We start from the raw sequence: 556 nt of genomic DNA, 5'->3' as shown, positions 1-556 counted from the left end.
CCAAATCTGGAGCAAGGTCGGAATAGGAGCTGCGCCTGAAAATCTGGCCGCATTAACTCAGTTGCAAGCAAGAAGTAACGTCAACATCACAGAGGCCAAAAATGCTGAGGAAATGACTCTCAGGGCAATTGAGGCAATACGGCAATTAGAAAGCGAGTCAGATGCCAAGTATTACTATATGAACGCACTGGGAGGGAGTGACCCGGCATTGTTTCAGGCTATTCGCAGCGGTGAATATCAGAAATCATTTGAGGAATATAAAGGCAAGTCTCTGTATACGCCTGAAATGGAAGCCCAAGCGAAGCAGGTTAAAAAGCTCATGAGTGACCTGAATGCTGAAGCAAATAACTTTATGAATACCATGTATGTTAATTTCGCGCCTAACGTAATTTCAGGGCTCAAATCCCTTAATACATGGATTAGCGAAAATCGCGATGGCATTGTCGGTTTCTTTAAGGAGTGGACCGGCGTAATGGGTGATTTGGTCGATTCATTTGGTGGTATTGAAGAAGTACTAAAAGCGCTTGTGGCCTATAAAATCGGCGGTGTTTATGGG

Annotated in this window: 1 protein-coding gene; it reads left to right on the top strand. The window is 44.4% G+C overall.

What is annotated here, in order from left to right; translation table 11 throughout:
- Positions 1–556: hypothetical protein (locus N7387_RS21375; RefSeq protein ID WP_279800967.1), on the top strand; the 556-nt coding region annotated here is incomplete at both ends.

Source organism: Morganella sp. GD04133, assembly GCF_029835375.1.
Taxonomy (GTDB): Bacteria; Pseudomonadota; Gammaproteobacteria; order Enterobacterales; family Enterobacteriaceae; genus Morganella; species Morganella morganii_B.
The sequence above is the reverse complement of the archived record's forward strand: the minus strand, read 5'-3'. Positions and strand labels throughout refer to the sequence as shown.